The sequence below is a fragment of the Cohnella ginsengisoli genome (assembly GCF_029525555.1).
Classification (GTDB): domain Bacteria; phylum Bacillota; class Bacilli; order Paenibacillales; family Paenibacillaceae; genus Cohnella; species Cohnella ginsengisoli.
Genome location: NZ_JAPDHZ010000002.1, coordinates 178302 through 201605 on the forward strand (window position 1 = coordinate 178302; position 23304 = coordinate 201605).

The window sequence follows — 23304 nt, forward strand, 5'->3', positions numbered from 1 at the left end:
TAATGCTACTTGTTCTTGTAAAATCGGGACAGCTCGCCCTGAATAAGCGATACTTGGCCCGGGCGCTTATTGCCGGACATGATCTGCTGCTTGAGCATCCGGTGAAGCTGGGATTCGGTCATCTCGCGACGCTTGACCTCGGAAAGCTCGTTGATGATCGTCGCGTCGTCCGCGCTCTCCCCTACGGGATTCATCACCTGTTTGATGCCGGCGATGTTGACGCCCTTTTCGATCAGCGCCTTGATCTCGAGCAGACGCTCGACGTCGTTGAACGAGAACAGACGCTGATTGCCGGCAGTCCGCGCGGGCTGAATCAATTCATGTTGTTCGTAATATCGTATTTGCCGGGCGGTCAGATCGGTCAGCTTCATGACAATGCCAATCGGGAACAGCGCCATATTTCTGCGTATTTCGTCGCCAGCCATTTCGTATCAACCTTCCATCTGGGCGCGGAATTTGCAACCTCTTCCATTGTAACCCCGGGCCGCAAAACGTGTCAAGGAATGTAAGGTTTAATTCCAATGAGCATACGCGGCCGTCTGCAGGCTCGGTTATTGATCCCGCCGAACTGACATCCCTGCGAGCATGCCGCGATCCCGCAGCGTCTCCCATGCTTCCCTCACCGCCAGTTTCACGTGCGCGTAGGTCAAGCCGCCCTGCATATAGGCGATATAAGGCTCCCGGATCGGAGCGTCCGCGGACAGCTCCAGACTGCCGCCTTGAATGAAGGTGCCCGCCGCCATAATGACCGGATGCTCGTAGCCGGGCATGTCCCACGGCTCGGGGACGACATGGGCGTCCACCGCGGCCGCGCGCTGCACCGCTTGGACGAAAGCGATCAGCGGCGCCTCCGAGCCGAAGGCGATCGCCTGGATAAGGTCGGTACGGGGCTCGTCCCATGCGGGCTTCGTCTCGAAGCCGAGCTGCTCGAAAACGGCCGCCGCGAAGATGCTGCCGCGAACCGCCTGGGAGACGAGCAGCGGCGCCAGGAACAGCCCTTGGTAAATCGACCGCGTCGTGCCGAGCATGGCGCCGACTTCCGCGCCGATGCCGGGCGCGGTCATGCGGAAGGCGGCCTGCTCGACGAGCTCCGTCTTGCCCGCGATATATCCGCCGCTCGCGGCGAGTCCGCCGCCCGGATTTTTAATGAGCGAGCCGGCGATCAGATCGACGCCGACCTCGCACGGCTCGCGGTCTTCCGTAAACTCGCCGTAGCAATTGTCCGCGAAAATAATGGCATCGGGCTTCAATTCCCGCAGCATGCGCACCATTTCCGCGATCCGGTCGATCGTGAACGAAGACCGCCATTCGTAGCCGCGGGAGCGCTGGATCGCGAATACGCGCGTGCGGGGCGTCACGGCAGCGGCGACCGCGGCAAAGTCAACGCCGCCGTCCGCCTGCAGCGGAATCGACTTCGCCTTAATGCCCCAGTCGGCAAGCGAGCCGATCCCGTCCCCCGGCTTGCCTACGACCTTGCGCAGCGTATCGTACGGCTCGCCGGTCACGAACAGTATCTCGTCGCCCGGACGCAGCACGCCGAACAGCGCCGTCGAGATCGTGTGCGTGCCCGAAGCAAAATGAGGACGCACCAGTGCGGCCTCCGCTCCGAATACTTCTGCGTATACGAGATCGAGCACCTCGCGTCCCCTGTCGTTATAGCCGTAGCCCGTCGATGAGGCGAAATGGTAATCGCTCACTTTATGCTTGCGAAAAGCGCGGATGACCTTCCAGTTGTTCCGTTCTGCGATGCGGTCCGTCTCCGCGAACCGACCGGCCGCGAGCTTCTCCGCCCGGTCGGCCAGCCGCTGCCATTCCTGCTCCGATTGCAGGTTGTCCTTGCCGTCGTTCATCCTCATCATTCCTTGCTCCCATTTCCGAACCGGTTCGCGCTTACGATTAGACCGAATTCATGTTTTCTACAAAATAATGCTCAAGCGGCCGTCCGTACTTTTCCAGGTCCGCCGGATTGATGCGAAGCTTAAGCAGCAAACGATCCTCGTCCGTCCCCTGTTCGAGCACTTCGCCTACGCGGTAGGCAAGCGCGGCCAACTCGCCGCGTTCCGCGGGGGAGCGACAGCAGCCGGACGTCGCCCAGAAGCTTGTCCTCGATGCGCCGCACGAGCGAGTCCATGTCCCGCGCGCTGAACGCGCTGACGCGCAGCGCGTCAGGGCCTCCCGCGAGCAGTCCGATCGCCGCGGGCGGGCATTCGTCGATCTTGTTGTACACGAGCAGCGAAGGCTGGCCGCCGGCGCCCAGCTCTGACAGCACCTCGTCCACGACAGCCCGCTGCCGGTCCCGCATCGGGGACGAGGCGTCCACGACATGCAGCAGCAGGTCCGCTTCGTTGACCTCTTCGAGCGTCGCCCGGAACGCCGCCACGAGATCGTGCGGCAGGTTCTGAATGAAGCCGACCGTATCGGTGAGCAGCACTTCCTTGCCGCTGGGCAGCGACAGCGCGCGGGAGGTCGGATCGAGCGTGGCGAAAAGCTTATTCTCCGCAAATACGTCGGCGCTCGTGAGCTGCCGCAGCAGCGTCGACTTCCCGGCGTTCGTATAGCCGACGAGCGCGACCTGGACGACGCCGTTTTTTTTGCGGCGTTCCCGATGCAGCTTGCGGTGCGCCATCACGCCCTCGAGCTGGCGCTTCAGCTCGGTTATCCGTCCTCGAATGTGACGGCGGTCCGTCTCGAGCTTCGTCTCGCCCGGTCCCCGCGTCCCGATGCCGCCGCCGAGCCGGGACAGATTTTTGCCCTGCCCGGACAATCTCGGCAGCAGATACGACAGTTGGGCCAGCTCGACTTGCAGGATGCCTTCTCTCGTCTTGGCTCTGCCCGCGAAAATATCGAGGATGAGCTGGGTGCGGTCGATGATCTTGACGTCCAGCTCTTCTTCGAGGTTGCGCACTTGCACGCCGGACAGCTCCTGATCGAAGATCGCCGTCGTCGCCGCTTCTTCGGCAATCATCGCCTTGATTTCTTGGGCTTTGCCCTTGCCGACGAACCATCTCGCGTCCGGCACGTCCCTGTTCTGCATCATGCGGCCGACGACTTCGACGCCCGCGGTATCCGCCAGATTCGCGAGTTCGTCCATCGAATGCGCCGGATCCGCGCCCGATTGTCGCACGGCTTCGGTAACCAGGCTGACGAGCAGCGCGCGCTCGCCTCGATCGGCACCCGTATCGTAAGTATTAGGCTTCATCTCTATCGGCTGCCTCCAGTGCTTCGAATCGTCACCTTATACTATACCCGCATTGCCGCGCTCTAATTGAAGCCCCAGCCGAACGCGGGTCCCGCCGGCGTCCCGGCCGCGGGCAGCGGCTTCAAATCTTCCGGGCGTATGCCGACCAGCTCCTGCCTCGACGGCGACGCGGACGGATATTGCTGGAGCAGCCGCACCGCTTGGTTGCGAATCGCGCGTTCCAGCATATTGCGCACGTACCGGGCGTTGCTGAACGGATGTCCCGCCGCTTCTTTTTCCTGAAGCACGTTCTGCTTCAGCTTGGCGACCGCTTGGGGCAGCAGCACGTAATCGCGTTCTCTCGCCATCCCTTCGGCGATCTGCAGCAGCTGGTCCACGGTAAAATCGGGAAAATCCATCTGGATCGGGAACCGGGACGGGAGCCCCGGGTTCGTCATCATGAACATGTCGATCTCGAGCGGATAACCTGCCAGGATGAGCACGAACTGATTGCGATGGTCCTCCATCGCCTTGACGAGCGTATCGATCGCTTCCTTGCCGAAATCCTTTTCCCCGCCCCGGGCGAGCGAATAGGCCTCGTCGACGAACAATACGCCGCCGAGCGCCTTTTTCACGAGATCCCGCGTCTTCTGCGCGGTATGGCCGATATACTCGCCGACCAGGTCGGCGCGTTCGACCTCGACCAAATGACCTTTGGTCAGCAGACCCATGCTCTGAAAAAGCTTGGCGAGCAGCCGGGCGACGGTTGTCTTGCCGGTACCCGGATTGCCTCTGAAAATCATATGGTATACGTGCGACTGGCTATGAAGCCCCGCATCGCCCCGGTACTGGGCGATCTGCAGCAGCGCATAAATCTCATAGACGAGCTCCTTGACGTTGTCGAGTCCGACCATGCGCTCAAGCTCCTGCTGCCACATGGCCCAAGGACCTGTGGATGGCAGACCGCGTCCCGCGGCGAGCGCCTCCGGACTGGACGCGGCACCGGCCGGCGCCGCGTCCTGGCTGCGAAGCACCACGTTGATTTGTCTGGCGGGCCTCGCCGCGGCGGCGCTATCCCGCTCGCCCTGCGCTCTAGCATTCATGACTGGCTCACACCCCGCAGACGAAAGTCGGCGCGAACGCCGCATTATCAGTCTATTCGGGCCGGTCAGGCATCATGCAACTGCAAGCTCAGCGCCACTTCTGAAGCAGCCACTTCGTGTAGGCCAGCACTTCGCGAGTCCGGTGATAAGCCATGTTCATGACCTTCGAATCCGTCACGCTCACTTGCGGCCGCTCGTAATCAAGCGCCTCGGCGATGTCAAGCGATCTGGACCCGTGATATTGATGCGTTACGATGACAGCGGTACGCCACCCATGCGCCTCCATGATCGCCTTCGAAAACTTCAGGTTTTCGTACGTGCTCGTCGCCTTGGGCTCGATCAAAATCGCCGAAGCGGGTACGCCCCGCTGCAGCAAATAATCGCGCATGCCTTCCGCTTCGGTGAGCACGGCGCCTCCGGCGTCCAGTCCGCCCGTGACGATAAAGCGGCTGAACACGTCCGCCCGGTAGAGCGTCATCGCTTGGTCGAGACGCTCCTGCAAGCCCGGACTCGGCTTGTTGTCCCACAACGACGCGCCAAGCACGATTCCGACGTCCGAGGTTGCAGGCAACCCTTTAGCAGGTTCGCCTTCGAATCGCCCGATGACGACAAACAGACTGCCGCACCAAAGAAAAAGCGCCAGCATGCCGGCGCTCACTACATAGGCGGCCGCTCGAAGACGCTTTCGGCGCAGACGGACGACAGATCCGGCCGCGCTTCGTTCGCGATTCGCGGCCCCGCTCACGGCGTAACGTTCTCCCAGCCGAGACGTTCGAGAAACAGCTTGCGGTGTTTAAGGCTCATATCGAAATAAGGAAACTTTTTCTGACGAATCAGCGACAAGAGCCGCTGCGCGGTCCGATGCGCCATGGCCGAGTCGCGGGGCGTAATATGGCCGTCGCCCAGCGCATCCTCCAGCTCGTCCTCGTCCAACAATAGCGTCTCTCCGGTCGGGAGCACGACGATGTCCAGATACAGATCGTCGAACCAAGGCACCTGCTGGTCGGTCAGACCTTGCGTCTTGCAAATATCGATATACCATTGAACGACCTGGCCGCGCTGGTCGAACATCGTCGTCACGACGAAGTGCTCCCCCGCGGATAATGCTGCGTCCACAAATATCCCTTGTCCGCCAGGCACATCCGCTTGCCGTTATACTCTTTCCAGAGCGGATCGCGCAGGTCTTGAATCCGGTAGAGCGTCACAAACCCGCGGAAATAAGGTTCGTCCATGGGGATGCATGCATAATTTTTTTTCAAGATGCGGCGCCAATTGGCCCGGTCGGAAAATTTTCGTTTCATAAATCCTCTCTCGTTCACGATAATCAGGTTTACACAAAGCTTACCACAACTTGCCTTCTTGAACCAGTTAAGCCCTCCCTGCGCCACTGAAGCTATTGCGGGATCTCCGACAATCGGCAAAATTACCGCAGCGCCTTGCTCATCCTGACATGCAAAATGCCGGCGTCATAGAAAGGTTCCTCGGAAATCGTGGCGTAGCCTAGCTTCGCGTAAAAAGGCTCGGCGCTGCATTGCGCGTCCAGGATGGCGCGCTCGTACCCCATCTCCGCCGCATCCCGCTCCATCGCCGTCACGATCAGACGGCCGATCGAACGGCCGCGGTAGTGAAGCCTGACGGCGATGCGCTGCAGCTTGGCTATTCCGGGTTCAAACGTTTTCCAGCGGGCGGCCGCTAAGGGTTTTCCGTGGTCCGTCGCCAGAAAGTGTCTGCAGGCGGAGGGGGACGCATCGTATTCGTCGACCTCTTCCTCGGGCGAAACGCCTTGTTCCTGCACGAATACTTCCGTCCTTACGGCCAAACATTGTTCCAATTCGCTTTGCTCGGTTACCAATTTGCATTCCACTCGCGATTCCTCCCGCTTCATCTCTCTCTGCAATGAACCTATTTTGTACAATAAACGAAAAAAAGACAAGCGCGGACGCGCTTGTCTGAAGCAGAGCGGGGTCGATACGGATTTAAGGAGCGACCTGATCCGCAGTGCCGGTCGCGGCATCGGTTGCCGCCCCGGCTTCGTCTTTTTTCTTCTTCTCTTTTTTTGACCTTCGGGTCGGCGGTCGCCGTACTCGTCGGCAGCACCGTCGGCGAGGTTGTCGCGCGGGCGACAGGGCCTGTCGACTCCGTCGCCTGAGGCGTCGGCGTTGGCGTCGGCGTTGATGTAGGCGTCGCTGTCGGCGTCGAAGAAGGCTGCTCCGTGTTCGTCGGTAGCCCGCCGTCCGGCGTCGGCTCGCCTTGATCGCCGCCGTCTCCTTCATCCGGCACGTCCGTGCCGTCCGATGGCGTCTCCGTCGGCTCGCCTGGGGTCGGCGTCGGCGTTGGCGTCGGCTCGAGCTCGGACGTCACCTCGACTGTGACGCGATTCGACTCGGCGCCCTCCGTTCCGTTTTTCGGATCGTACGGTTTCACGTAATACGTGTATGTCGTATCCGGCATGATCGACAGATCCTCGGCCGACGGCGTCACGGACTCGACCAGCAGCTTGAACTCGTTCTCTCCGCTCGCCTGGCGATAAATCTTGTACGTGATATCGTCGCCCGGTACGGCGGTCCAGTTCAAGGCTACCGATACCTGCTGGGAGTCGTATACGCCGGTCAGATCGGTAATCGCCGCGTTCTCCGTCGGCGTCGGAGTAGGCTGCTCCTTCGCTTGATCCGGCACGGGGAACGATTGCTTCGCTTTGCCCTCGAGCGCCTTCTTCATAACTTTGGAGAATAGCGCTGCGGCCTGACCGCTGCTCTTTTTGACATAATGCTTCGTATCGGTCTTGTCGTAGCCCATCCAGACCGCCGCCGTGTATTCCGGCGTATAGCCGACGAACCAGACGTCGCGGTTGCCGCTGGAGCTGACGCCTTTGAGCCCGAGCTGCGTCGTGCCGGTCTTGCCGGCGACGGTCCGGCCGCCGATCTGCGCCTTCGTTCCCGTGCCGCCGCTGACGACGCCCTTCATGATCTCGGTCACGTAATACGCGGTCATCGGCTTGATCACTTGATTGTCGCCCGGCGCCTTGAACGTATAAACCGGCTTGCCGGAGGCGTCGGTGATCTTCAGCACGGCGTGCGCGTCCTGCAGTTGTCCGCCGTTGGCGAACGTACCGTAGGCGCGGGCCATCTGCACAGGCGTCACGCCTTTGGTCAGCCCCCCCGAGCGCGATCGCGAGGTTGCGGTCGTCCTTGTCGAGATCGATGCCGAGCTTGGCGGCGAACTTGACGCCAGTGGACACGCCGATCTCGTTAAGCAGCCAGACGGCCGGCTGGTTGATCGAGCCTTTGATCGCATCCTTCATCGCGATGGCCCCGACATAAGGGTTCTTGTTCGAATCCTTCGGGCAATATTTGCCGTTGTTGTAACAGATCTTGTCGTCGCGCAGCGTCGAATCGGGCGTGAATTTCCCGGTCTCGAGCGCCGGTCCGTAGGAGACGATCGGCTTGAACGAGGAACCCGGCTGCCGCTGGCTCTCCACCCGGTTGAGCCCGCTCTTCTGGTAGTCTCGGCCGCCGACCATCGCCTTGAGCGAGCCGTCGTGCTGGTCCATGATGACCATCGCACCCTGGATCGGCGTGTCGTCCTCGCTTTTTTCGAAGTTGGCGTCCTTGGAAAATTCGCTTTCCATCGCGCTTTGGGCAGCCGTGTCGATCGTCGTATAGATCGTATAGCCGCCCGACAGCAGCTCTTCCTCCGTCAGATTCAGCTTCTCGAGCGCTTCGTCGATCGCATAATCCGTGTAGCTGGCGAACTTGCTCGTATTCGTCATCGCCATCGAAGGCTTATAGACGATCGCCGCGGCATCCTCGCGCTCTTGCTCCGTGATGAGGCCTTGATCCGTCATGAGACGCAGCACGACGCCGCGGCGCTCCATGGAGTTGTCCGGATGCTTGTAAGGATTGTAGATGCTCGGTCCCTTCGGAATCGCGGCCAGCGTGGCGATCTGCCAGGTCTTCAGCTGGTCGAGATCGCCGACGCCGAAGTAAAACTTCGCCGCCGTCTTGATGCCGTATTGCCCGTTGCCGAAGTAGATCCGGTTCAAGTATAGCTCCAGAATCTCTTCCTTCGTCTTGTGCCGTTCGAGCGCGAGCGCGATCGATGCCTCCGTGCCTTTGCGGAACCACGTCTTGTCCGCGTTCAGGAACAGGTTGCGGGCGAGCTGCTGGGTGATCGTGCTGGCGCCTTCGACCATGCTGCGGGCGACGACGTCCTTCGCGAGCGCCCGGCCGATGCCGAACAAGTCGACGCCGCCGTGCTCGTAGAACCGTTTGTCCTCGACCGCGACGAAGGCATCGCGGACGGCTTGCGGAATATCTTTGTATTGCACGTATTCGCGGTTGCCGCCAGCGATCGATATTTTGGCGATTTGGTTGCCGTTTGCGTCGGCTACGATCGTCGAACGGTCGAGATCGAGCTTGTTGAGGTTGGCCGACAATACGCGTTCGCCGTTCAAAATGACGAGCAAGTACGCGACCGCCGCGGCAAGAACAGCCAAGACGGCGATGCAGATGATCCAAATTAGAGCGACTTTGCCCCGCCCGCGCTTGCGCGGGGGGCTTGCCGCCTTTCCCGCTGCGGGACGGTTTCGGTGCTGACTGAGCCAATGGCTTTCTCCCCTTTTACAGTACGATTTTTCTCTGTCTATACCATACCCGCTCAAAAAGAAGAACAACCCAAGTGTTGGGTTGCCCTGTGGCCTGGCTATTCAATTAGACGCTGAAGGGGGGCGAAAGGTTTCGTTAACGGAGCTGCGCACGCGTCAAGCGTTGGCCCCGGCGTCCTGCTGCTGAAGGGATACGTTGCGCTGCGGCATGAACGTGCTGATGGCATGCTTGTACACCATCTGCTGCCGGCCGTCGCTGTCGATGACGATCGTGAAGTTGTCGAAGGCGCGGACGACGCCGCGAATCTGAAAGCCGTTGGTCAAGTAAACGGTGACGGGCACGCTATCCTTGCGCAGTTGATTCAGAAACGTATCCTGGATGTTTATGGACTTGTTCATTACCGGTATCCCCCATCGCCATTAATTTCTTGTGTAAGATTATATTCAAAGCTCATTTTAACTTTCCTGCTATTATAGCATAGATCATTGGATAAAGATCGGAGATTTTTGCGGCGCCGTCCGCGTCGATCCAAACCAAGTCCTGCATGTGGCGGAACCAGGAGAGCTGGCGCTTGGCGAATCGCCGCGTATCCCGCTTGAGCATCGTTACCGCGTCTTCGTACGCGATGCGGCCTTCGAGGTAGGCGGCCATCTCCTTGTAGCCGAGCGCCTGCATGGCAACGGACGACGAGGACAGTCCTTCCGCCAGCAACCCTCGCACTTCCTCCTCGAGTCCATGCGCCAGCATGTCGTCTACCCGTTGGTCGATGCGCGCGTACAGCTTGGCCCGTTCCATATGGAGTCCGAGCAGCACGAGGTTATAGGGCGATTCCTTGCGGTCTCCGCGCGCCTCGCCAAGCTGCTCCGACGCTGGACGTCCTGTCGTCCTCTGAATCTCAAGCGCGCGGATGACGCGCCGGACGTCGTTCGGATGGAGTCTGGCCGCGGTCGCCGGATCGACGGCCGATAGCTTCGCGTGCAGCGCTTCGGCGCCATCCGTATCGGCGACCGCCTGCATCGACGCGCGGAATGCGGGATCGCTGCCCGACGGCTGAAAGCCGAACCCGTAGCAGACCGACTCGACGTACAATCCCGTGCCGCCGACGATAAAGGGAATGCGTCCGCGGCCCTGAATGTCCCGGATCGCCTCCCCGCAGGCCGCCTGGAAGTTCGCCGCCGAGAAAGGCTCGGCCGGATCCTTGATGTCGATCAGATGGTGAGGGACGCCCTCGCGCTCGGCAAGCGGCAGCTTGGCCGTCCCGATATCCATCCCCTTGTATACCTGCATTGAATCCCCGCTGATAATCTCGCAATCGAACGTCTTGGCGATCGCGAGGCTCGCCGCCGTCTTGCCGACGGCCGTCGGTCCGACCAGCGCGATCAGCGGAGGCTTATTGTTCGTCATTGAATCCCGATCACTCCATAGTCAACGGCCGAATAGGAAGTCCGTACGCGCCGGAACCCGTGCCGTTCGAATTCGCCGCTCGTCTTGTGGTCCTTCAGCACGACAGCTCGGCGGGCTACCCGCCGAGCCTCCGCGATCGCCTCCGCGGCGAGGGACCTGTCCTCCGCGTAAGCCCGGAGCGGTCTTAAAGAAGCCGAACCGAGAACGGGCTTCGCGAACATCGGGTCGAAGTATACGATGTCCGCGCTGCAGTCTTGCATGACGCGCAGCGCCTGCAAGTGCTCGCCATGCATCACGTTCACCCTGCGCATGGCCTCGTCGAGCTCGGGCATTCCGCTTTCGTACGACTTCAGCCCTTCTCTAACGATCATGAACAGAATGCGCGACGCTTCGATGGCCGTCACGTTGCCATCCGCGCCGGCGGCGTATGACAGAACGAGCGCGTCGGCGCCGAGACCCGCCGTGCAATCGACGACGACGTCGCCCCGCCTCACGCCCGACGCTTCGACGAGCGCGTCGCCGCCGCCCTCGAGCAGCCGCTTGACCCTGATCTGCGCCATGCTCGGATGGTAGAAGAGCGGCTCCGCGCCGTCCGCCGCGAACCGCAAGCCTTGCGGCCCCGCGACAAGGATGCCGCTGGCGGCATCCGGGTACTTGCGGGCGAGCCCTGCCAGCGTCTCGCGGCGCCGGTCGGCGAAGCGGCAGCCGAGCTCGTCCGCCAGCCCGCGAGCGTATGCGCCCAGCGCCGCGTCCGGCTTTTCCGCGGTCGTCACGATCAAGACATCACCCGCTTGAACATTTTCTCGAGCTCGTACGTCGTGAAGCTGACGACGATGGGCCGACCGTGCGGACAGGTATACGGCTGCTTGCAAGCGGCCAGCCTGCGAAGCAGCGTCTCGCCTGCTTCGCGCGTCAGCGCCTGGTTGGCCTTGATCGAAGCTTTGCAGGAGCACAGGATCGCCGCTTTCTCGCGGATCTTGTGAAGATCGATGCCCCGCTCCTTCAAGATCCACTCCGCCATCTCCCGCACGATGTCCGCCTCGTCCCCTTCCGGGAGCCAGTGCGGCACGGCCCGTACGATAAAGGTATTGCCCCCGAAGTCTTCGAGATATACGCCCGCGAGTTCGAACCAGGGGAGCTTGCCTCGGATGGCCGCATACTCGTCCGGCGCGAACGACAGCGTGACCGGGAGCAGCAGCTCCTGGCTCGCGGCCGCCGGATCGCCGAATTTCTCGTAATAGATCTCGTAATGGATGCGCTCGTGCGCGGCATGCTGATCGATCAGGTACAAGCCGCCGTCGTTCTGGGCGACGATGTACGTGCCGTGCAGCTGGCCGATCCAATAGAGCTCGGGAAACTCGGGCTTCGTATCCGCGGCGGCGGCGCCGAACGCCGCCCGCCACACTTGATCGGGGAGCTTGCCCGGCTGCTGCCCCCTGCTCCTGTCGTTCCATGGATCGCGCACCGGCGCGGCATAGCCGCCGTCGGCCGGACGCGATTCGCGAACCGCATTCTGGCGCGGGCCGGGAGAAGGAGCAACGGAGGGCGGAGCGTACGGCGGTCGGCTGGCGGCGCTGTCCCGTTTTCTTTCCCCGTATCCGGATAAAGTTGAATCCGCATCTATTATTAATGCGGACGATTCGAGCGTCTGACGGCCCTCTGCAGGCCAATTCGGACCGGTCCCGTTTGCCTCGCTGCTCGCAGAAGCCTCCGGTCGGGCTGCCTGCGTTTGTTCGGCGTCCGTACGCGAATCGCTCTGATGCGCCGCGGGTTTCGCTTCGACAGGCGGTAGCTGGAACCGGATCTGCTCCTGCTGCCAGGTCTCGGGCTTCGGCTTGCGAACGGCCGTGCCCGAAGGGATATAGGCGTAGGTCTCGAGCGCCTGCTTGACGGCCGCCTCGACGAACGCGCGCAACTCGGTTTCTTTGCTGAAGCGGACCTCGAGCTTGGCGGGGTGAACGTTCACGTCAAGAAGAGACGGATGCATCCGCAGGTGCAGCACGGACAACGGATAACGATTGATCGGCAGCAGCGTATGATAGGCCTGAAGCAGCGGCTGGACGACGGCCGGACTGCGCACAAACCTTCCGTTGACGATGATCGTCACCGCGGTTCGGCTCGCGCGCGTCTCGATCGGCATGGCGGTAAGGCCGGACAGCGAAAAATCGGGGCCGTCAGCCTGAACCTCCAGCATCGCCTTGGCGGGTCCCGTGCCGTAGATGGCGGCGACGACCTGCCGCAGATCGCCGTTCCCCGGCGTCCGTAAAAGGACGGTGCCATTGTGCGAGAACGTAAACGCGACGTCCGGACGCGCGAGCGCCTGCCTGTAAACGACATCGGACAAATGCGACAGCTCCGTCTGGATCGTGCGCATGTATTTGAGCCGGGCCGGCGTGTTGTAAAAAAAGCTCCTTGACGGACATGTCCGTGCCTTTCGGGGAGGCCGCGTCCTCGTGGCGCTTGACCGTACCGCCCTCGATCTCGAGCAGCCGGCCGAGGCCGCCCGATTCGGAGGCGCTCAGGCAGCGGACTTTGGCGACGGACGCGATACTCGGCAGGGCTTCGCCCCGGAAGCCGAGCGTCGAGATCTGGAACAGGTCTCGTCCGCTCGCGATCTTGCTCGTTGCGTGGCGCTGGAAGGCGACGAGCAGGTCGTCCGATTGGATGCCCGCCCCGTCGTCCACGACCCGAATCAACGATAGACCGCCCTCCTCCGCGGTAATGTCGACGTGCTTGGCGCCGGCGTCCACCGCGTTTTCGATCAGCTCCTTGAGCACGGAAGCCGGACGCTCGACGACCTCGCCCGCCGCGATCTGATTCGATAGATGCTCGTCCAGCTGAATGATGATCCCCATATTCGTCCCCCCTTCCTTGCTTTAGGCAGCGGTCGTTAAGCCGCGGAATCGTACAGCGTGACCGTGCCGTCGCCTACTGCCGCCCAGGTCAGATTGGCGAACCACTTGGACAGCAGCCGCACGTCGATGTAGCTGACGCCGTTTTTGACGATGACGTGGCTGTCCGAAGCGTTAAGCCGATGCGTCGTTCCGGCCTTGTCGAGCACGATCTGACGGGCTTTGGCATCGTAGCTCAGCTTCGCTTCGGAGGCGACGGCCCCCAGCTTCGAGCTAATGTACCAGACGCCGTTTTTCTTGATGACGGAGCCGGCGTCGGCCGTGCGAATGCCGTTGACAACGAGCGCGCCTCTCCCGACGGTCAGCCTGACGTCCCCGCCTCCGGCAAGCCGATAAGCCGCAAGCAGCTGCTGGAGACTTCCCGTGACGGCCACGTCGGGCGTCAGTCCGACCTTGTCCACCTTTTTGCCGCCCGGTGTCTTGTACTCTTGCACGGTCACCTTGAGCGTGCCGCCCGACGCGACGGGGATGAGCTGCTGGATGACGCCTTTGCCGTACGTCTTCGTGCCGACCAGCTTCGCGACGCCATATTCCTGCAGCGCGCCGGACAGCAGCTCCGTCGCGCTCGCGCTGCCGCCGTCGACGAGAATATATACGGGATAGCCGCGCTTCTCGCCGTGCAGCTCGATCGGCGTGTCCTTGCCGTCGCGGTCGGCCACGTGCGCCAGGATGCCGTCGGCGACGAACAGCGCGCCGATCTGCTGGGCCTGGTCCACGTAGCCGCCACCGTTGCCGCGCAGGTCGACGACGAGGGAAGTCATTCCCTGCCCTTCAAGAAATTGCAGCTGCGTTTTGAACTTGGCGGCGGCATCTGCGGAGAACGAATCCAAGCGCAGGTAGCCGACGCCGGCGCCCATCAGGCGCGACGTCGCGACCGGCAGCTGCATCGAAGTCCTCGAGACCAAAAACTGCAGCTTGACCATCCCTCGCTTGACGCCGACGTTAACGGTCGTGCCTTCCTTGCCTGCGGCCATGACCTGGATCGCGTCGATCGACTTGCCGGCGGTCGGCGCGCCGTCGATCGAGACGAGCGCGTCGCCCGGCATCAGTCCGGCCTTGAAGGCCGGGCTGTCCGGCACGACGTCCTCCAGGTACGTGATCCCGTCGTCCTGCGACATGACGATGCCGATGCCGACGAACGACTGGTTGATCGCGTTGGAGAAGCTTTGCAGCTCTTCCGGGGAAAAATATTGCGTGTACGGATCGTCAAGCGAGCCGATCATCGCTTCGATCCCGGACTCGTTCAGTTTATCGTCCGTAGGCTTGCTGATATGGTACTCTTCCAGCAGCTGGCGCACTTCGTTTACTTGGTCCTGGGTAGCGGCGCCGGCGACGGCCGGCAGCCATAGGACGGACAATGCCAGACACAAAGCCGTCTTGAGCAGCTTGCCCGCCGTTCCTTTTTGTTTTCTCAAATTCAATCCCCTTTTCCGATCAGTTGATTGCGCGCGTCGTTCAGCCATTCCAGCGCCTGCAGCGGCGTCATGCGCATGACGTCGAGCTTGCGCATCTTGTCGAGCAGCTTGTCGGCCTCGGACGGCCTCGCCTTCGCCGACTTCGCTTCGGCCGCGGCAGCGGCTTCTTCGAACATCGACAGCTGTTGGATGCCCGCGACCGCTGCCGTCAATTCGGTCGGCTCGCGCTCGGCGACAGACGCAGGGGCCGCTTGCGCCGGCAGCGACGCTGCCGCGGCATACGTCGGGACCGAAGCCGGCGAAGGAACGGCGCCGTCGGGCGCGCTCTCCGTTCGGCTCGGCGTCGCGCCGGCGGCTTCGAGCAATCCGTACGCTCTCTGGACGATCGAATCCGGCAAGCCGGCGAGCTGCGCGCAGTAAATGCCATAGCTGGAATCCGCCGCGCCGGCCACGAGCTTGCGAAGGAACGTGACGCCGTCCGCGCTTTCCTTGACGGCCATGCAGCCGTTGCGAAGACCGCCGAGCGTCTCTTCCAGGTGGGCCAGCTCGTGGTAATGCGTGGAGACGAGCGCCTTGCAGCCGATCCGGTCGTGCACGTATTCGATGACGGATTGGGCGATCGCCATGCCCTCGTCCGTAGAAGTGCCTCGGCCGAGCTCGTCGATGATAACCAAGCTGCGCTCCGTTGCCTGTTCGGTCATGATCTGGATGTCTTTCATTTCCACCATGAACGTGCTCTGCCCGCCAACGAGATCGTCGGCCGCGCCGATCCGCGTGAAGATGCGGTCGACCATCGGCAGCTCGGCGCGGGCCGCAGGGACGAAGCAGCCGATCTGGGCCATGATGCAGATCATCGCGACCTGCCGCATATACGTGCTCTTGCCCGCCATGTTCGGACCCGTGATGAGCAGGATCGGACCGCCTTCGCGCGTAAGCGAAGCGTCGTTCAAGATGTAGGCGCTCCCTTCGGTGACGGCTTCCACGACGGGATGCCGGCCGCCCGATACGTTCAGATCGTAGCCTTCGCTCCAGGTCGGCCTGACGTAACGCCGCTCCGCGCTGACCTCTGCAAGCGACTGCAGGACATCGAGGCTCGCCACGCGTTCGGCCAGCTGCTGCAGCCTGGGGATATGAAGGGCGATCTCGTCGCGCAGGGCGGCGAACAGTTCGTACTCCAGGTCCACCATACGCTCCTCAGCCTCGAGGATGAGCGATTCCTTCTCCTTCAGTTCCGGCGTGACGTAGCGCTCGGCGTTGGCCAGCGTCTGCTTGCGCTCGTACCGGCCCTCGGGCAGCGTGCCGAGATTGGCGCGCGTTACCTCGAGGTAGTACCCGAACACTTTGTTGAAGCCGATCTTAAGCGACTTGATGCCCGTCGCCTCGCGCTCCCGCCGCTCGAGCTCGGCGATCCAGGTCTTCCCGTTCTTGCTCGCCTCGCGAAGCTCGTCAAGCCGCTCGTGGAAACCGGGCCGAATCAGTCCGCCCTCGCGCACCGACACCGGCGGCTCTGCCGCGATCGCGTCCGCGATCGAAAGCGCCAGATCCTCGCAGGCATCGAGCGACCGCGACAAGGCGGATAGCGGTCCGGAGCCTAGCTCCGCGCAAATGGCCTTGAGCGCCGGAATGCGCGAGAGCGACGCCCCGAGCGCGTTCAGGTCGCGCGCGTTGGCCGTGCCGTAGGCGATCCGTCCGACCAGCCGCTCCAGGTCGTAAATCTCCGACAGCGCGGCGCGCAGGTCCTCGCGCAGCATCCAGTTGCCGTGCAGCGCCTCGACGGCGTCAAGCCGCTCGTCAGCCGCATCCCGGTCGAGCAGCGGCTGATCGATCCACCGCTTCAGCTGGCGCGCGCCCATCGCCGTGCGCGTGCGGTCGAGCAGCCACAGCAGCGAGCCCTTGCGCGCGCGGTCCCGCACCGTTTCGGTCAGCTCGAGGTTGCGCCGCGTGAAGGCGTCGAGCGCCATGAATTGCTGCGGATCGTAGCTTTTGACCGCCCGCACGTGGGCAAGCGACCGCTTTTGCGTCTCGCCGAGATATTCGGCGAGGCGAGCGACGGCCAGCTTTCTCACCGGCTCGTGCCTGTCCCACCGCTCTTCGGGGAACTGTTCGGCTAATCGTTCGCCCGGCTCTTGCGCCTGCGACCTGACCGTCGTCACCAGCGCTCTGCCCGACGCACGGGACGCCTCTTCCAAAATAGCGAGCGCCCGCTCGTCGCCGACGGCCTCGGAGGGCCGATAGACGTTCAGCTCGTTTTTAACCGGCTCCGCGGAAGCTGCGAACGAAGTCACGTACATCTCGCCGGTCGTCAGATCGCATGCCGCGAGTCCGAATCGGCCTGCGAGCTCGGCGGCGCCGACGATAAAGTTGTTCGCGCCGCTCGCGAGCGACTTCGTCTCCATCACGGTGCCGGGCGTGACGATGCGCACGATCTCGCGCCTCACGACGCCCTTGGCCGCCTTGGGATCCTCCACTTGCTCGCAAATCGCGACCTTGTAGCCTTTGTCAACCAGCCTTGCTATGTAACCTTCTGCCGAATGATGGGGGACGCCGCACATCGGAATGCGCTCTTCCTGCCCCGCCCCCCTGCCGGTCAGCGTAATCTCCAGCTCGCGGGACGCCGTAAGCGCGTCTTCGAAAAACATTTCATAGAAATCGCCCAGGCGGAAAAACAAAAGGGCATCCTTCGCCTCTTCCTTCACGGACAAATACTGCTGCATCATCGGGGTATAGCCGGCCATAGAATCCTCCAATTTGTCGCACTGAACTCATCCATCTATTATACCAAGCTTTGCGAGGTTCGTCGTGGTCGGCACGGAAACTGGCAGAAACTAGGGGCGACAGGCTTTGCACGCATCGAAAAAAGCGGCCGCGCGCCCGCCGGCCGCCTGCCGCTTTAGCGATGCCCAAACGCATTCTAGCAAGTGCTGCCCTGCAAAAGTACACTATCCAAGACCGAATATGGCGGGTTTTTGCGATCTATCGCGCAAAAGTGCATGGCAGCGTTCCCCTAAGAGCGAGAGCCTGTTCGTTTCGGGTGAAAATCCTGCACGATTGCGCGATAGGCGGAGCGAAGAGAGAGCTTAGCTCGATCATGTACTTACGCACGATAGAAATCCCTCTTCGGTTTCATACTGGCAAAAAGCCTATCGATCGGCAAGACGCATGCTGTGCAAGTTTGAAATCCAAGCGCTTACGATTTGAGGACTGCATGACGCGGACGATGGCCAATCCTTTCGACGAACTTAGCCATGCAAGGTCATGCCTTCACTCCAGAATCCGCCACCTGCGCCGGATATCCTCGCTCTCGTCCCATACTTTGCCGGCCTCGATCGCGTCGAAAAGAAAGCCGATCGCCTCGCCGTGCCTCGCGTAAGCCGGCAGCGATTCGAGCGCGCCGCGGACCGTTGCGGCCGCCCGCCGCAGCGGCGCCAGCCGCCCTTCGTAGAAGGCGTCGCGCAGCGCGTCGTCATCGAGCGGGCGGCTGCCCCTTAGCTCGCGCGAGTGCTCCACGGCCAGCTTCGCGAGCGACAATACGCCGAGCGCGAGCCGCGGCGACACGAGCCAGCTCGGCGGCGTCCGGTATTCGAAGCCGCCGTGCGACTTCGTCCGGACGTCGCCGAGCGCGCCGTAGCGCGGCCGACGACGTCCGGCGCCGTTCGGCTCGAGCAGGCGCAGCGGCAGCGCGAGCGCGTTGTCGAGCGCCCGCAGGCGCTCGGCCGTAAGGGCAATGCCGCTGAAGTGCAGGTGCCCGCCCAGCGGCAAGCCCTTGACCGGCGCGGCGCCCGCGCGCCAGCGCAGTCCGGCGCCGGCCGTCCGCGCGGACGCTTCCTGAAGCAGGCGCCGGATGCGCTGCGCGAGCGCGGCGGGGTCCCGCGACGGCCTGGGCCGCAGCTCGGCAAGCGGCCATCGCTGCACGCCCCGCACGACGACCGAGTCGCTGCCGGTCCGCTCCCCCGGACCGAAGTACCGTGATGCCGGCACGACCCTTCCCGCGCCCGTGAGCATGACGAATTCCGGATCCGCGCCGATGAGCGCTTCCGGCGTGCCGCCCGCCGCCTCTTCCGCCCATCGCGCCGCGAATGCGGACGCCGCCTCGGCCAGACTGCGCGCCCCCCCCTCGTCGGGTTCTCCGATCGCTATGTCCAAGCCGACGATGACCCCCTCGGCGCCCCGCCCCGTCGATCTGCCAGGTCACCGTACCGAGCTCGAGCCCGAGCGCATAGATCGCGCGAGCGGAAGCTCTGCCCAGCCGGCGGGCAAGCACTCGTCCGGACGCATGCTCCCCCGGCTCCGGCCGGACAATGGGCGCCTCCAGGCCGAAGACGGTGACGACGTACGTTTGCGACGGAGCGCTAAGCGTCCCCGGCGCGCCGACGCGCCGGCGCCAGCCTGCGCTCCCGCCGTTCGCGCCGCCGCTTTGAAGCGCCGCGGCCAGACCCTCGCGCGCGAGCCGCCGTTCGAGCTCCGCGGCCGACAGAGAACCGACCTCGCCGGCCGCCGCGTTCCAGGTCCAAGTCCCGGCATGTCCCGCATCCGCGGCTCCCTTCGAACGCGCGAAGCCCGTCCTTTCGCCCGACAAGCGCACGATCACGTCAGAAGGACCCGGCCGGCTGTCGGCGCCTAGACGCTTCAGTCCGGCCGCCGCGAGCAGCGCGCCGACCGCGCCCTTGCCGTCGACCCATACCGCCCCTCGCGCCGCCTGACGGCTATTGACGTGCCCTTCGCCAGCCGCCCAACCACCGTTTTCAAAGGATCTTGCCGCGTTCATGCCGTACTTCGAGCCGGATTCACTCATCGCCGTCCCCCCGAACAACACGGGAAGGGCCGTCCCGCCGACGGTTGTACGTCGAAACCGGATGACCCTTCCCTGATTCTGTCCCTGTCCCCGCGCCGGGACCGCCGCCGGAACCGCGTACGGGCCGAAGCCCGAGCGATCCGCGCGATTTTACCGGCATCAAGACGATTTTACCGAACGAAGCAGGCATCCGCCCTCGACACTTCCATCGCTTCTGCATAGACATAAGTATCGGCCGCGGCGGGCCGCTTACAGATCGTCTTCAAGCAGGTCGGCATCGAGGTCTTCGTAATCGCCGTCGTCCAATGCAAAGTCCGCGTCCTTGCCGTCTTCGAAGTAGTTCGGATCCACGACCACGCAAACTTTGGTTTCCGCGACCATCTCGACCGCGTATTCGCGCTCCACGCGAATAAGCACGGAAGTACCGCCTCCGCCGATCAACGCTTCCACGCAATTCGGTTCCTGCGTCGCATCCGCAGAGACCTCTTCCGTGGAGCTCCGATGACGGGGGTCTACATACGAGAGCGGCACGAGCTCCGAGTACGAGACCGTCTCCTTGGCGACGTCGGTCTGGGAGTTTTTGTCGTACGAATACCAGATATTGATATCGTAAGACCCGACCACTTCGATGCCGTCACCCGAACGAACCGCTTCGTACTGGTGATTGATGATCCATGCCCCGAGAATGCTGGTGGGATGGTGCGGCGGCGTGACCGAATGGGTTATCGTCGAGAATTTGCGGCCCTTGCCGCAGACTGCCTTCGTGATGATTTCCCTTCGCTGCAGCCGTTTATCCGCGAGCGTCATGCAATGACCTCCTCCATACAATCAATTCAATTAAAGTCTATGCAGGACATTCGTCTAGAGTGACAAAAACGTATCCTTGCATGGACGCTTCGTCTCTATGATTGTATGCCGGTCCTTGTTCATGAAGACCTGCGCATTTTTCCTCTTCGGCCCACGGTCAAATACCGGCGGAGCTCCCTGCACAGATGCAGCAGCGCCGCCCGGATCTCGAACTCCTCCCGCGTCGCGGGCAGCGGCATCGCCTTGAACTCCCGCTCCAGCGCGTCCAGCGCCCGTTCGGCCTTGCCCTCGTAAAATTCGGACCGCACGTCCTGGATCAGACGGTCGAGCAGCGACGCGATCGCTTCGGACTGCGGCACGCTCGACGATACGAAGGCGATGTTCTCCATCATGAGCTGGATCATGTCGAGCTGCTCGCGCCGCATGGCGAAGTACGACAGCCACGGTTCGTCCTGCCGGCTGAGGCGGTTTTCCTGCGAACGCTTCGCCGCCTGCAAGCCTTCCTCGATCGCCGCCTCCGCCCGGAGCAGCTCGTCGCCGTTCCATACGGTCGCCGGATCGCGCAAAAATTTGGCCAATTCGCCCAGCGTTGCGACGAACATGTCCTCGGTCGTCTGCCGAAGCGACTCAAGCGACTTGCGCTGCTTCGGCATGTACGCGAGGTTGAACGCCGTCGCCGACCCGAGTCCGATCGCGAGCAGCGCCAACTCCGTGCGGATCGTATGCCAAGAAACGACCTCGCTGTGGAACAGATGGAAGACGATGACCGCTCCGGTCACGATGCCTTCCTTCATCTTAAAGCGCGTGAGCAGCGGGAACGCGATCAGAATATAGAGCGCCAGCGTCCACACGTAAAATCCGGCCAAGACGAACACCGCCGATGCGACGGCCAGTCCGATGAGGGAAGCCGCGAATCGTGCGTATACCGTCATGATGCCGCGCCAGCGGGTCGTATCGACGCCCAGGATGGCGAGGACGCCAGCCGCCTGCGGATTGTCCACATGCAGCAGCATCGCGATGTAGATCGCCGCTACCGTGGCGAGCGCCGTTTTCATGACGCGCAAGCCGACTAGGCGGTAAAGCGCGCGCGCCCCTTTCGTAACGTCCATGCCATTTCCTCCGATGTCGCGCGTATGCTTGTTTCCTCCATCGTACCCGTTTTTTTCGCATAAAAAACAGACCCTCCGCCCCCTTAAAGGACTTCAGGTCCGATTATTCGCGTCCGTTCGACGCGTCGGCGACGTACTATTTTAATTGGTATTCGGGCTGGTAAGCCTTATATATGGGATTTTCCCCGCATACCATCAATCCCTGACCCCAGTTCACGTGAACGTCTTCGGTCGGCAGGTCCATCGGATCGCGGTACTGGAACAGGACGTTGCGCCGATTGCGCGTACTGCGGTTCACGTCGGAACCGTGGATCGTCAAGTAATTGAAAAACAGCACGTCGCCCGCCGATGCCGGACATGGGGTCGCAGCGGATAATGGATATTCGCGATGATCCAGATAATAGCGGCCGACATGCGGCAGCAGCCCTTGTTTGTGGGAGCCCGGAATGACGCACAGACAGCCGTTCTCCATATCCGAATCGTCCAGATGGACGCTGGCCGCGAGCATCGTGTGGTCCGCATGCGGAAAATAAGGCGTGTCCTGATGCAGCGGGAAGGCGGCGCCTTTCTCGGGCGGCTTGACCAGCATCTTGCTGTGGTGAAGCTGAACGTTCGGACCGATCAGCTGCGACAACACGGACGTCATGTTCGGATGAATGGCTGCGCGGGTGAACGAGGCGTCGTGATAATGAACGTCGTGGAAGCCTTTGAGCACCAGCTTCTTCAGTTCCTCAGGCGGCAGATAGTCGCCCTGCCAGGTTGCGTTGCCGTCGTACTTCGACTTGGCGGCACGATCGATAATGCCGTTCAGGGCACCTCGCATCTCTTCCACCTCCGCCGACGAAAAGACGCCGCGGACGAGCAAGTACCCGTTATCCTTGTAAAATTGTACGTCTTCTGATTTAATCGGCTTATCCACTCGAAATTCCTCCTTTGGCGTAAACGCTTAGAATGCGATCAGTATAGGGAATTATCGGCCGCCTGTATTTGCAAAAGCCGGACGTCCGTTTGCACAATCACGCCAAGAGGTGACTGCGTTGACCGAAGAAAACTTCCTTTTCGTGACCCGGATCTTGAACGAGAACTACAGAAGATGCACCGGCGGGGACGGCTTCGACTTTCAAATTTACAACTGGGGACTCGCGTGGCAGCATTACGACAATCCCGTTCACCGGCATTCTTTTCATGAAATTTGCTATGTGCTGGAAGGCGATGGCGAATATGAGGACGACGAGATTACCTACAAACTAGAAAACGGCTCCCTCTTCGCTTCGCTGCCCGGGCATTGGCACCAAATCCGCAGCCAAACCGGCCTGAAGCTGTTTTTTGTCGCCTTCGAGGTCGTCGCCGCAGCGGCGGCGCCCGAAGCCAAGCAGTATGAGGACGAGCTGCTTGGCAGCCCTTCGCCGGTCGTCGCGGATCCGGAAGGCGTGACCGCGCTGCTATGGCGAGCGCTGTACCGGCATGTTCTGAAGCATCAGGCTGACGGCGAGCCGCAAACGAACAGCTTGTGCGCGATGCTGCTTCGATCGTTTCAGGGAACGTTCGGCGGCAGGACGGAACGCCCGCAACGAAGGCGAAGGCATCCTCCCGCTCCCGCACGCATCTCGTCCAGCTGGCTAAGCGCTATATACGCGACAATCTCTCGGGCTCGCTGGGACTCGCGGAAGTGTCCGGCTACCTGAACATATCCGCGCGCCATTTATCCCGCATTTTCAAAGAAGAGCTCGGCCAATCGCTCGTGGACTACGTCACCCGGGAACGAATGCTCACCGCGGAAGGATTGCTCAAGACGACGCTCTTCAACGTCAAGGAAGTCGCGGACCTCACGGGTTATCAGTCCGTTCACTATTTCACGCGCGTATTTTCAGATCGCTTCGGCATGCCGCCCGCCGAGTATCGCAAGGCGACATTGCCTGTCGGCGAGTAAGTCCGCGCCTTGAGTCCTGCAACGCAAAAAAGGGATGAACAGGATAACCC

Annotated in this window: 17 protein-coding genes and 4 pseudogenes; 2 read left to right on the forward strand and 19 right to left on the reverse strand. The window is 62.1% G+C overall.

Annotated elements, in window-relative coordinates; genetic code table 11:
* Positions 1 to 5: 5 nt before the first annotated feature.
* From OMP38_RS00880 to OMP38_RS00975, 19 genes and pseudogenes are all read right to left on the reverse strand, one after another.
* Entirely contained in the window at positions 6 to 425 is a 420-nt protein-coding gene (locus OMP38_RS00880; RefSeq protein ID WP_090112609.1) for a MerR family transcriptional regulator, read from the reverse strand.
* A 126-nt stretch (positions 426 to 551) separates the two neighbouring features.
* Positions 552 to 1850: a methionine gamma-lyase family protein gene (locus tag OMP38_RS00885; RefSeq protein WP_277563500.1), complete on the reverse strand. Its 1299-nt coding sequence runs from the start codon at positions 1848 to 1850 to the stop codon at positions 552 to 554.
* A 46-nt stretch (positions 1851 to 1896) separates the two neighbouring features.
* Positions 1897 to 3199: pseudogene (gene hflX, locus OMP38_RS00890) on the reverse strand (GTPase HflX).
* A gap of 62 nt (positions 3200 to 3261) precedes the next feature.
* Positions 3262 to 4281: an AAA family ATPase gene (locus tag OMP38_RS00895; protein WP_277563501.1), complete on the reverse strand. Its 1020-nt coding sequence runs from the start codon at positions 4279 to 4281 to the stop codon at positions 3262 to 3264.
* An 88-nt stretch (positions 4282 to 4369) separates the two neighbouring features.
* Positions 4370 to 5026: a YdcF family protein gene (locus tag OMP38_RS00900; protein WP_277563502.1), complete on the reverse strand. Its 657-nt coding sequence runs from the start codon at positions 5024 to 5026 to the stop codon at positions 4370 to 4372.
* Positions 5023 to 5582: pseudogene (locus OMP38_RS00905) on the reverse strand (ribonuclease FAU-1 family protein). Before OMP38_RS00905 ends, OMP38_RS00900 begins: the two are co-directional and overlap by 4 nt.
* A 122-nt stretch (positions 5583 to 5704) precedes the next feature.
* Positions 5705 to 6145, reverse strand: coding sequence for a GNAT family N-acetyltransferase (locus OMP38_RS00910; RefSeq protein ID WP_277563503.1), 441 nt, complete (start codon positions 6143 to 6145; stop codon positions 5705 to 5707).
* 38 nt (positions 6146 to 6183) lie between these two features.
* Entirely contained in the window at positions 6184 to 6561 is a 378-nt protein-coding gene (locus OMP38_RS00915; RefSeq protein ID WP_277565240.1) for a hypothetical protein, read from the reverse strand.
* A gap of 492 nt (positions 6562 to 7053) precedes the next feature.
* Positions 7054 to 8608, reverse strand: a pseudogene (locus tag OMP38_RS34355) (transglycosylase domain-containing protein); the annotation flags it as partial.
* A gap of 432 nt (positions 8609 to 9040) precedes the next feature.
* Positions 9041 to 9283 carry an RNA chaperone Hfq gene (hfq, locus tag OMP38_RS00930; protein WP_090112621.1) on the reverse strand — a complete coding sequence of 81 codons (243 nt, stop codon included), beginning with the start codon at positions 9281 to 9283 and terminating at the stop codon, positions 9041 to 9043.
* A 52-nt stretch (positions 9284 to 9335) separates the two neighbouring features.
* The gene (gene miaA / locus OMP38_RS00935; RefSeq protein WP_277563504.1) at positions 9336 to 10289 is read right to left on the reverse strand and encodes a tRNA (adenosine(37)-N6)-dimethylallyltransferase MiaA; all 954 of its coding nucleotides are present in this window, start codon (positions 10287 to 10289) and stop codon (positions 9336 to 9338) included.
* Positions 10286 to 11062: a class I SAM-dependent methyltransferase gene (locus OMP38_RS00940; protein WP_277565127.1), complete on the reverse strand. Its 777-nt coding sequence runs from the start codon at positions 11060 to 11062 to the stop codon at positions 10286 to 10288. Before OMP38_RS00940 ends, miaA begins: the two co-directional genes overlap by 4 nt.
* A 2-nt stretch (positions 11063 to 11064) precedes the next feature.
* Positions 11065 to 13144, reverse strand: a pseudogene (mutL, locus tag OMP38_RS00945) (DNA mismatch repair endonuclease MutL).
* 35 nt (positions 13145 to 13179) lie between these two features.
* The gene (locus OMP38_RS00950) at positions 13180 to 14616 is read right to left on the reverse strand and encodes a S41 family peptidase (protein WP_277563505.1); all 1437 of its coding nucleotides are present in this window, start codon (positions 14614 to 14616) and stop codon (positions 13180 to 13182) included.
* 2 nt (positions 14617 to 14618) lie between these two features.
* Positions 14619 to 17351: a DNA mismatch repair protein MutS gene (gene mutS, locus OMP38_RS00955; RefSeq protein ID WP_277563506.1), complete on the reverse strand. Its 2733-nt coding sequence runs from the start codon at positions 17349 to 17351 to the stop codon at positions 14619 to 14621.
* A gap of 526 nt (positions 17352 to 17877) precedes the next feature.
* Positions 17878 to 18759 (reverse strand): putative amidoligase domain-containing protein, encoded by an 882-nt coding sequence (locus tag OMP38_RS00960; protein ID WP_277563507.1) that lies wholly within the window; start codon positions 18757 to 18759, stop codon positions 17878 to 17880.
* An 898-nt stretch (positions 18760 to 19657) separates the two neighbouring features.
* A complete protein-coding gene (locus tag OMP38_RS00965; protein ID WP_090112635.1) occupies positions 19658 to 20215 on the reverse strand; it encodes an outer spore coat protein CotE in 558 nt (185 codons plus the stop codon).
* Between the two features lie 119 nt (positions 20216 to 20334).
* On the reverse strand, positions 20335 to 21324 hold the full coding sequence (locus tag OMP38_RS00970; RefSeq protein WP_277563508.1) for an aromatic acid exporter family protein: 990 nt from the start codon (positions 21322 to 21324) through the stop codon (positions 20335 to 20337).
* A 136-nt stretch (positions 21325 to 21460) separates the two neighbouring features.
* Positions 21461 to 22243 (reverse strand): phytanoyl-CoA dioxygenase family protein, encoded by a 783-nt coding sequence (locus tag OMP38_RS00975; RefSeq protein ID WP_277563509.1) that lies wholly within the window; start codon positions 22241 to 22243, stop codon positions 21461 to 21463.
* 118 nt (positions 22244 to 22361) lie between these two features.
* Here OMP38_RS00975 and OMP38_RS00980 point away from each other — a divergent pair, with 118 nt between their 5' ends.
* Entirely contained in the window at positions 22362 to 23009 is a 648-nt protein-coding gene (locus OMP38_RS00980; protein ID WP_277563510.1) for a cupin domain-containing protein, read from the forward strand.
* The gene (locus tag OMP38_RS00985) at positions 22994 to 23254 is read left to right on the forward strand and encodes a helix-turn-helix transcriptional regulator (protein WP_277563511.1); all 261 of its coding nucleotides are present in this window, start codon (positions 22994 to 22996) and stop codon (positions 23252 to 23254) included. The genes OMP38_RS00980 and OMP38_RS00985 overlap by 16 nt, the downstream gene beginning before the upstream one ends.
* The last annotated feature ends 50 nt before the right edge of the window (positions 23255 to 23304 follow it).